This window comes from Pseudomonas sp. R62, from assembly GCF_000257605.1.
GTDB classification, from domain to species: Bacteria; Pseudomonadota; Gammaproteobacteria; order Pseudomonadales; family Pseudomonadaceae; genus Aquipseudomonas; species Aquipseudomonas atacamensis.
On record NZ_JH635998.1, the window covers coordinates 1718057 to 1727803 of the forward strand.

The 9747-nt window shown below is 61.1% G+C and carries 9 protein-coding genes; all 9 read left to right on the forward strand.

The genetic code is table 11. The features are described 5' to 3' along the window. Positions 1–891 (forward strand): arginine--tRNA ligase (gene argS / locus OQK_RS08885; protein WP_016772058.1); only part of this gene is annotated, 891 nt, incomplete at its 5' end. Between the two features lies 1 nt (position 892). Further along, positions 893–1603, forward strand: a complete 711-nt coding sequence (locus OQK_RS08890; protein ID WP_016772059.1) for an SPOR domain-containing protein — start codon at positions 893–895, stop codon at positions 1601–1603. A 288-nt stretch (positions 1604–1891) separates the two neighbouring features. Further along, positions 1892–2422 carry an ATP-dependent protease subunit HslV gene (gene hslV, locus OQK_RS08895; RefSeq protein WP_007968352.1) on the forward strand — a complete coding sequence of 177 codons (531 nt, stop codon included), beginning with the start codon at positions 1892–1894 and terminating at the stop codon, positions 2420–2422. A gap of 55 nt (positions 2423–2477) precedes the next feature. Beyond that, entirely contained in the window at positions 2478–3815 is a 1338-nt protein-coding gene (hslU, locus tag OQK_RS08900; RefSeq protein ID WP_016772060.1) for an ATP-dependent protease ATPase subunit HslU, read from the forward strand. A 77-nt stretch (positions 3816–3892) separates the two neighbouring features. After that, positions 3893–4264: a gamma-butyrobetaine hydroxylase-like domain-containing protein gene (locus OQK_RS08905; protein WP_016772061.1), complete on the forward strand. Its 372-nt coding sequence runs from the start codon at positions 3893–3895 to the stop codon at positions 4262–4264. 257 nt (positions 4265–4521) lie between these two features. Further along, positions 4522–6201 carry a class II poly(R)-hydroxyalkanoic acid synthase gene (phaC, locus tag OQK_RS08910; protein WP_016772062.1) on the forward strand — a complete coding sequence of 560 codons (1680 nt, stop codon included), beginning with the start codon at positions 4522–4524 and terminating at the stop codon, positions 6199–6201. A 215-nt stretch (positions 6202–6416) separates the two neighbouring features. Continuing rightward, positions 6417–7271, forward strand: a complete 855-nt coding sequence (gene phaZ, locus OQK_RS08915; RefSeq protein WP_016772063.1) for a poly(3-hydroxyalkanoate) depolymerase — start codon at positions 6417–6419, stop codon at positions 7269–7271. Between the two features lie 140 nt (positions 7272–7411). Then, entirely contained in the window at positions 7412–9094 is a 1683-nt protein-coding gene (gene phaC / locus OQK_RS08920; RefSeq protein ID WP_016772064.1) for a class II poly(R)-hydroxyalkanoic acid synthase, read from the forward strand. A 30-nt stretch (positions 9095–9124) separates the two neighbouring features. Next, on the forward strand, positions 9125–9745 hold the full coding sequence (locus tag OQK_RS08925; RefSeq protein WP_016772065.1) for a TetR/AcrR family transcriptional regulator: 621 nt from the start codon (positions 9125–9127) through the stop codon (positions 9743–9745). Positions 9746–9747: the final 2 nt, after the last annotated feature.

Here is a 9747-nt window from a genome sequence, read left to right on the forward strand (position 1 = left end):
AGCAACGGCGCCCAGTGCGTGTTCCTCGACGAGTTCAAGAACGCCGATGGCGATCCGCTGCCGGTGATCATCGTCAAGGCCGATGGCGGTTACCTGTACGCCACCACTGACCTGGCGGCCGTGCGCTACCGCAGCGGCAAGCTCAAGGCTGATCGCGCGCTGTATTTCGTCGACCAGCGCCAGGCCCTGCACTTTCAGCAGGTCTTCGCGGTGGCGCGCAAGGCCGGTTTCGTCACCCATCCGATGGAAATGGAACACATGGGTTTCGGTACCATGAACGGCGCCGATGGCCGTCCGTTCAAGACCCGTGATGGCGGCACCGTGAAGCTGATCGACCTGCTGACCGAAGCCCAGGAACGTGCCTACAACCTGGTGAAAGAGAAGAACCCGACCCTGGCCGAAGACGAGTTGCGCAACATCGCCAAGGTTGTTGGCATCGGCGCGGTGAAATACGCCGACCTGTCCAAGCACCGCACCAGCGACTACAGCTTCAACTTCGACCTGATGCTCAATTTCGAAGGCAACACCGCGCCGTATCTGCTGTACGCCTACACCCGCGTGGCCGGTGTGTTCCGTAAACTGGGCAAGGACTTCAGCGAAGTCGACGGCCAGATCGTCCTCGAAGCGGCGCACGAGCAGGAGCTGGCGGCGAAGCTGGCGCAGTTCGGCGAAGTGCTGAACAACGTCGCTGAAAAAGGCACGCCGCATATTCTCTGCACCTACCTGTACGACGTCGCCGGCCTGTTCTCCAGCTTCTACGAGAACTGCCCGATCCTCGCCGCCGACACCCCGGCGCAGATGCAGAGCCGTCTGCGTCTGGCCGCACTGACCGGTCGCACCCTCAAGCAAGGCCTGGAGCTGTTGGGTCTGGAAACTCTGGAGCGTATGTAAGTTGGCTGCCAAGAAAAAACCTGCACCCAAACGCGGCGCCAGCCGCTATCAGGCCCCGGCGAAACAACCGATTCCGGGCTGGCTGTGGATGGCCATCGGCCTGACCGTCGGCGCGTTCATCGTGTTTCTGATGAAACTGGAACCGGGCAAGGGCAGCGACACGGTCAAGCGCGAGAAAGTCGAGCAACAGCAGAAAGCGTCGAAGATTGCCGAGGCCAACAAGACCCCGCCGAGCCCGACGCAACCGGTGAAGCCGAAGTACGACTTCTACACCTTGCTGCCGGAATCGGAAGTGATCGTGCCGCCGGACGCGGTACCGGAAAAGACCCTGCCGACGCCGCAAGTGCCGGCCATCCCGACCACGCCGGTAACCCCGGCCGAAGCGGCGAAGATCGACACCGCACGGGCTCAAGCGGCTCTTGCCGGGATCACGCCGCCGCCAGCGCCACCCGTGAGCAAGGCCGCGCCAGTGACCAAGTTCTTCCTCCAGGCCGGTTCGTTCCGCAAGGAAACCGATGCTGACAAGGTGCGTGCGCAGATCATTCTGCTCGGCCAAGCCGTCGCGGTGGAGTCCGGTACGGTCAAGGATGAAACCTGGTACCGCGTCTTGGTCGGCCCGTTCAGCAACCGTGAACAACTGACCACGGCGCAGAAACAACTGGCTGGTGCCGGCTTCAGCAACCTGTTGTTACAACAACGCCAGAGCCGCTAAGGCTCTCAGAGGTCAGCTGCAACTTGCAGGTGACCTTCAAACTTTGTGGTGAGGGGATTTATCCCCGCGGGGCTGCGAAGCAGCCCTGAAACCAGCCATTGCAGTGCCGCAGGCATACCGCAAATGATGGTTTCGCGACTGCTTCGCAGCCGAACGGGGATAAATCCCCTCGCCACAGTCATCACACACCATTCGTCTCCCATCGCCCCTGCCGGTTGAAATCCCCTCCAGCACCCCCATATGAATGGGCATAAGGCATTTTCGCCCCGCTGCGTGGAGACTCTTCCCTTGACCACCATCGTTTCAGTCCGCCGCCACGGCAAAGTCGTCATGGGCGGCGACGGCCAGGTTTCTCTCGGCAACACCGTGATGAAAGGCAACGCCAAAAAGGTCCGTCGCCTGTACCACGGCCAGGTCATCGCCGGTTTCGCCGGTGCCACCGCCGACGCCTTCACCCTGTTCGAACGTTTCGAAGGCCAGCTCGAAAAACATCAGGGCCACCTGATCCGCGCCGCCGTCGAACTCGCCAAGGAATGGCGCACCGACCGCTCCCTGAGCCGCCTCGAAGCGATGCTCGCGGTCGCCAACAAGGACGCCTCGCTGATCATCACCGGCAACGGTGACGTGGTCGAACCCGAAGATGGCCTGATCGCCATGGGTTCCGGCGGCGCCTACGCGCAAGCCGCCGCCAGCGCCCTGCTGAAAAAGACCGACTTGTCAGCGCGCGAGATCGTCGAAACCGCTCTCGGCATCGCTGGCGACATCTGCGTATTCACCAACCACACCCAGACCATTGAGGAGCAGGATCTCGCTGAATAAGCCTGTTGCGGCCCATGTGCCACGGCTTGTTTCTGCTTGAGGACCGTCAATTACTATGTCCATGACTCCCCGCGAAATCGTCCACGAACTCAACCGCCATATCATCGGCCAGGACGATGCCAAGCGCGCCGTCGCGATTGCCCTGCGCAACCGCTGGCGCCGCATGCAGCTGCCTGAAGAGCTGCGCGTTGAGGTGACCCCGAAGAACATCCTGATGATCGGCCCGACCGGTGTCGGTAAAACCGAGATCGCCCGTCGCCTGGCGAAACTGGCCAATGCGCCGTTCATCAAGGTCGAAGCGACCAAATTCACCGAAGTCGGTTATGTCGGCCGTGACGTCGAGTCGATCATCCGTGATCTGGCCGATGCCGCGATCAAGATGCTCCGCGAACAGGAAATGACCCGCGTACGCCACCGCGCCGAAGACGCCGCCGAGGATCGCATCCTCGACGCGCTGCTGCCGCCGGCACGCATGGGCTTCAGCAACGAAGAAGCGCCGAGCTCCGATTCCAATACGCGTCAGCTGTTCCGCAAGCGCCTGCGCGAAGGCCAGCTGGACGACAAGGAAATCGAGATCGAAGTCGCCGAAGTCTCCGGCATCGAAATCGCCACGCCGCCAGGCATGGAAGAGATGACCAACCAGCTGCAATCGCTGTTTGCCAACATGGGCAAGGGCAAGAAGAAGTCGCGCAAGCTCAAGGTCAAGGAAGCGCTGAAACTGGTGCGCGATGAAGAAGCCGGGCGTCTGGTCAACGAAGAAGAGCTGAAGGCCAAGGCGCTGGAAGCGGTCGAACAGCACGGTATCGTCTTCATCGACGAGATCGACAAGGTCGCCAAGCGCGGCAATGTCGGCGGCGCCGATGTTTCCCGCGAAGGCGTACAGCGCGACCTGCTGCCGCTGATCGAGGGCTGCACCGTCAACACCAAGCTGGGCATGGTCAAGACTGACCACATCCTGTTCATCGCTTCCGGTGCGTTCCACCTGAGCAAGCCAAGCGATCTGGTGCCGGAGCTGCAAGGCCGTCTGCCGATCCGCGTCGAGCTCAAGGCGCTGAGCCCGGAAGACTTCGAACGCATCCTCAGCGAACCGCACGCCTCGCTCACCGAGCAATACTGCGCGCTGCTGAAGACCGAAGGCCTGAACATCCAGTTCCAGCCCGAGGGCATCAAGCGTCTGGCGGAGATCGCCTGGCAGGTCAACGAGAAGACCGAGAACATCGGTGCCCGTCGCCTGCACACCCTGCTTGAGCGTCTGCTCGAAGAGGTGTCGTTCAGCGCCGGCGACCTCGCCAGCGCCCATGATGACAAGGCGATTCTGATCGACGCCGACTACGTCAACAGCCACCTCGGCGAATTGGCGCAGAACGAAGATCTGTCCCGCTACATTCTGTAGAGCGGCAAGCTACAAGCTACAAGCGGCAAGCTGAGTTAAGCTTGCAACTTGTAGCTTGCAGCTGAAGGCTGTTTTTCATGATTCCCACCGACATCAAACTGCACAAAGCCTCGAAAACCCTGACGCTCACTTACGCGTCCGGCGAGGAATACACTCTGCCCGCCGAGTTTCTGCGCGTGCACTCTCCCTCCGCCGAGGTCCAGGGCCACGGCAAACCGATCCTGCAATTCGGCAAGCTCAACGTGGGTCTGAGCAAGCTGGAACCGGCTGGCAACTATGCACTGAAACTGACCTTCGACGACGGTCACGACAGCGGCCTGTTCACCTGGGAATACCTCTACGAACTCGGCAAGCGCCAGAACGAACTCTGGGACGATTATCTTGCCGAGCTGCGCGCTGCCGGAAAATCCCGCGATCCGAACGAGTCGTTCGTCAAGCTGATGCTCTAGGCCGTGGCTCTCGCTCTTTAGAGGGCATTTTCTAACTTCATCTGTTTGAATGCTCCGCGCATACGGCCCCGGATCGGCCGCTTGCGAAAAAAATTAAACTCGGGTAACCAATGGAGCTGGCAAGTTCCCTGCAGTGCTCTACGACTGTAAAGCAGCTATGCAGAATCAACGGTCACCCGAGCAGTAGTACCCGGCATTGGCTGTGGAAGCGACAGCGTGAAACCGGGTACTCGTCTCAGGACAATGGAGCGTCGTAGATGAGTGACAAGAATAACGATGACCTGAAGTACCAAGCCTCGGAAAACACTCTGGGGCTTAACCCCGTCGTCGGGCTGCGCGGAAAGGATCTGCTGGCCTCTTCTCGAATGGTGCTGAAACAGGCCATCAGACAACCGATTCACAGCGTCAGGCACGTGACCCATTTCGGGCTCGAACTGAAAAACGTGCTGCTGGGTAAATCCGCGCTGCAACCGGCCGGTGATGACCGCCGCTTTGCCGACCCGGCGTGGAGCCAGAACCCGCTGTACAAACGTTATCTGCAAACCTACCTGGCCTGGCGCAAGGAACTGCATGCCTGGATCGATGACAGCAGCCTGTCCCCCAAGGACATCGCTCGCGGGCATTTCGTCATCAACCTGATGACCGAAGCCATGGCGCCGACCAACACGGCGGCCAATCCTGCGGCGGTCAAACGCTTTTTCGAAACCGGCGGCAAAAGCCTGCTCGATGGCCTCTCGCATCTGGCCAAGGATCTTGTGCACAACGGCGGCATGCCGAGCCAGGTCAATATGGGCGCGTTTGAAGTCGGCAAGAGCCTCGGCGTCACCGAAGGCGCGGTGGTGTTCCGCAATGATGTGCTGGAGCTGATCCAGTACCGGCCGATCACCGAGCAGGTCCACGAGCGCCCGCTGCTGGTAGTGCCGCCGCAGATCAACAAGTTCTACGTTTTCGACTTGAGCCCGGACAAGAGCCTGGCGCGCTTCTGCCTGCGCAACAACGTGCCGACCTTCATCATCAGCTGGCGCAACCCGACCAAAGCCCAGCGCGAGTGGGGCCTGTCGACCTACATCGAAGCGCTGAAAGAAGCCGTCGACGTAGTCACGGCGATCACCGGCAGCAAAGACGTCAACATGCTCGGCGCCTGCTCCGGCGGCATCACCTGCACCGCCCTGCTCGGCCACTACGCCGCGCTCGGCCAGAACAAGGTCAACGCCCTCACCCTGCTGGTCAGCGTGCTCGACACCACTCTGGACAGCGATGTCGCCCTGTTCGTCGATGAGCAGACCCTGGAGACCGCCAAGCGCCACTCCTACCAGGCCGGCGTGCTCGAAGGCAAAGACATGGCCAAGGTCTTCGCCTGGATGCGCCCCAACGATCTGATCTGGAACTACTGGGTCAACAACTACCTGCTCGGCAACGAGCCGCCGGTGTTCGACATCCTGTTCTGGAACAACGACACCACCCGCCTGCCCGCTGCGTTCCACGGCGACCTGATCGAGATGTTCAAAAACAATCCACTGATCCGCGCCAATGCACTGGAAGTGTGCGGCACGCCGATCGACCTCAAGCAGGTCACCGCCGACATCTTCTCGCTGGCCGGCACCAACGATCACATCACGCCGTGGAAGTCCTGCTACAAGTCGGCGCAGCTGTTCGGCGGCAAAGTCGAATTCGTGCTGTCGAGCAGCGGCCATATCCAGAGCATCCTCAACCCGCCGGGCAATCCGAAATCGCGTTACATGACCAGCGAAGAGATGGCGGCGACTGCCGATGACTGGCAGGAAAATTCGACCAAGCACACCGATTCCTGGTGGCTGTACTGGCAGGCATGGCTGGCCGAACGCTCGGGCAACCTGAAAAAAGCCCCGACGAAACTGGGCAACAAAGCGTACCCGGCAGGCGAGGCTTCGCCGGGCACTTACGTTCACGAGCGTTAACTGACACCACCCATTGTGGGAGAGGGCCTCGTGGCGAGGGGATTTATCCCCGTTCGGCTGCGAAGCAGTCGTGAATCGACTAGCCGCGATCAGTCTGACAAATCGCGGTTTCAGGATTCGGGGTCGCTTCGCAACCCAACGGGGATAAATCCCCTCACCACAAGGCCCGCTCCTACAGGAATACGGGTGGACTTGAAATCTACAGGGCCTCACGCATGCCGCAACCGTTCATATTCCGCACCGTCGATCTGGATGGCCAGACCCTCCGCACGGCGGTGCGTCCCGGCAAGCCTCATTTGACGCCTCTGCTGATTTTCAACGGCATCGGCGCCAACCTGGAGCTGGTGTTTCCGTTTGTCGCAGCGCTCGACCCGGATCTGGAAGTGATCGCCTTCGACGTGCCCGGGGTCGGTGGGTCGTCGACGCCGAACCGACCGTATCGCTTCCCCGGCCTGGCCAAACTGACGGCGCGGATGCTCGACTATCTCGACTACGGTCAGGTCAATGTGATCGGCGTGTCGTGGGGCGGCGCCCTGGCGCAGCAGTTTGCCTACGACTACCCCGAGCGCTGCAAGAAACTGGTACTGGCGGCGACCGCGGCCGGTGCGGTGATGGTCCCGGGCAAACCGAAAGTACTGTGGATGATGGCCAGCCCGCGCCGCTACATTCAGCCATCCCATGTGATTCGCATCGCGCCGATGATCTACGGCGGCTCGTTCCGCCGCGATCCGACGCTGGCCGCCAGCCATGCGGCGAAAGTGCGCTCGGCGGGCAAGCTCGGTTACTACTGGCAGCTGTTCGCCGGCCTCGGCTGGACCAGCATCCACTGGCTGCACAAGATCCATCAGCCGACGCTGGTGCTGGCCGGCGATGACGACCCACTGATCCCGCTGATCAACATGCGCATGCTCGCCTGGCGCATTCCCAATGCGCAGTTGCACATCATCGATGACGGCCATCTGTTCCTGATTACCCGCGCCGAAGCGGTGGCGCCGATCATCATGAAGTTTCTCGAAGAGGAGCGTCTGCGCGCAGTCATGCACCCGCATCCGACCCCGCTCGGCGGCTGATCGCGGCGGCCTGCTTTATGCAGCAATTTTCAAATCAAGCGCGCGGCAGGACGCCGCGCAGGCAGCAACCGGTAACAGCGTCTATGGTGTTCTGGTTCGGTGAGTGTGTTTTTGCCCTGAAGACGAAGGAGTGTTGAGTCATGCGCGAAAAACCAGCGACGGGCGTGGTGCCCAGCCCCGCCGTGTTTATCAACGCCCAGAGTGCGATCGCCGGTCTGCGCGGCAGGGATCTGCTGTCGACCCTGCGCAGCGTCGCCGCCCACGGCTTGCGCAATCCGTTGCACAGCGCAAAGCATGCGCTGAAGCTTGGCGGACAGTTGGGCCGCGTGCTGCTCGGCGAAACCCTGCACCCGACCAATCCGCAAGACAGCCGCTTCGCCGATCCGGCGTGGAGCCTCAACCCGTTCTACCGGCGCAGCCTGCAGGCGTATCTGGCCTGGCAGAAACAGGTCAAGAGCTGGATCGATGAAGGCGACATGAGCCCTGAAGATCGTGCCCGTGCGCACTTCGCTTTCACCCTGCTCAATGACGCCGTAGCGCCCTCCAACACCCTGCTCAATCCGCTGGCGGTCAAGGAGCTGTTCAATTCCGGCGGGCAGAGTCTGGTGCGTGGCCTGAGCCATTTGTTTGATGATCTGCTGCACAACGACGGCCTGCCCCGGCAAGTGACCAGGCAGGCGTTCGAGGTCGGCAAAACCGTGGCGACCACCAGCGGATCGGTGGTCTTTCGCAATGAAATGTTCGAGCTGATCCAGTACAAATCGATGAGCGAAAAGCAGTACGCCAAGCCGCTGCTGGTGGTGCCGCCGCAAATCAACAAGTACTACATCTTCGACCTAAGCCCGCAGAACAGCTTCGTCCAGTACGCCCTGAAAAACAGCCTGCAGACCTTCATGATCAGTTGGCGCAATCCTGATGTGCGCCATCGCGAGTGGGGCCTGTCGAGTTACGTCGAAGCGGTCGAAGAAGCGATGAACATCTGCCGGGCGATTACCGGCGCCCGCGAAGTCAACCTGATGGGCGCCTGCGCCGGCGGCCTGACCATCGCCGCCCTGCAAGGGCATTTGCAGGCCAAACGGCAACTGCGCCGGGTCGCCAGCGCGACGTACCTGGTCAGTCTCCTCGACAGCCAGATCGAAACCCCGGCCACGCTGTTCGCCGACGAGCAAACACTGGAAGCGGCCAAACGTCGCTCGTACCAGCGAGGCGTGCTCGACGGTCGCGACATGGCCAAGGTCTTCGCCTGGATGCGCCCCAACGATTTGATCTGGAGCTATTTCGTCAACAACTACCTGCTGGGCAAGGAGCCGCCAGCCTTCGACATTCTCTACTGGAACAATGACAACACGCGCCTGCCGGCGGCGCTGCACGGCGATCTGCTGGACTTCTTCAAGCACAACCCGCTGATCCACGCTGGCGGTCTCGAGGTGTGCGGTACGCCGATCGACCTGCAGAAGGTCAATGTCGACAGCTTCAGCGTCGCCGGCATGAACGACCACATCACGCCGTGGGACGCGGTGTATCGCTCGACCCTGCTGCTCGGTGGCGAGCGACGTTTCGTGCTGTCCAACAGCGGCCACGTGCAGAGCATCCTCAACCCGCCGAGCAACCCGAAAGCTGCCTACGTCGAGAACGCCAAACTGAGCAGCGACCCGCGTGCCTGGTACTACGATGCCAAACACGTCGACGGCAGCTGGTGGCCACAGTGGCTGGAATGGGTCGCGCAGCGCTCCGGCGCCCTGAATGAAACTCGCACCACCCTCGGCAATCCGAACTATCCACCGATGGAAGCGGCACCCGGCACCTATGTGCATGTGCGCTGACGCTCAACCGAAATTTTCTAAGAAGACTGGATGAAAACCCGCGACCGGATTCTCGAATGTGCACTGCAACTGTTCAACGAAAAGGGTGAGCCGAACGTTTCCACCATGGAGGTGGCCAACGAAATGGGGATCAGCCCGGGCAATCTCTACTACCACTTCCACGGCAAGGAACCGCTGATTCTCGGTCTGTTCGAACGCTTCCAGCACGAACTCGCACCCCTACTCGACCCGCCGCCGAACGTGGAGCTTGCACCGGAGGATTACTGGCTGTTTCTGCATTTGATCGTCGAGCGATTGGCGCAATACCGGTTCCTGTTCCAGGACCTGTCGAACCTCGCCGGGCGCCTGCCGAAGCTGGCCAAGGGAATTCGCAATCTGCTCAATGCGCTGAAGCGGACGCTAGCGTCGTTGCTGGCGCGCTTGAAGGCTTCGGGGCAACTGGTCAGCGATACCCAGGCGCTGGGGCAACTGGTCGAGCAGGTGACCATGACGCTGCTGTTCTCGCTGGATTACCAGCGGATTATTGATCGTGAGGGAGAGGTCAGGTTGGTGGTTTATCAGATCATGATGCTGGTGGCGCCGCATTTGCTGCCGCCAGTGAAGGTGGCGACAGAGCGGATGGCGCTGCAATACCTTGAGGATCACGACTGACC

Excerpts from the sequence above, each read along its gene's own strand:
- hslU (WP_016772060.1), top strand. The coding sequence starts at position 2,478 with ATGTCCATGACTCCCCGCGAAATCGTCCACGAACTCAACCGCCATATC.
- OQK_RS08905 (WP_016772061.1), top strand. The coding sequence starts at position 3,893 with ATGATTCCCACCGACATCAAACTGCACAAAGCCTCGAAAACCCTGACG.
- phaC (WP_016772062.1), top strand. The coding sequence starts at position 4,522 with ATGAGTGACAAGAATAACGATGACCTGAAGTACCAAGCCTCGGAAAAC.
- phaZ (WP_016772063.1), top strand. The coding sequence starts at position 6,417 with ATGCCGCAACCGTTCATATTCCGCACCGTCGATCTGGATGGCCAGACC.
- phaC (WP_016772064.1), top strand. The coding sequence starts at position 7,412 with ATGCGCGAAAAACCAGCGACGGGCGTGGTGCCCAGCCCCGCCGTGTTT.
- OQK_RS08925 (WP_016772065.1), top strand. The coding sequence starts at position 9,125 with ATGAAAACCCGCGACCGGATTCTCGAATGTGCACTGCAACTGTTCAAC.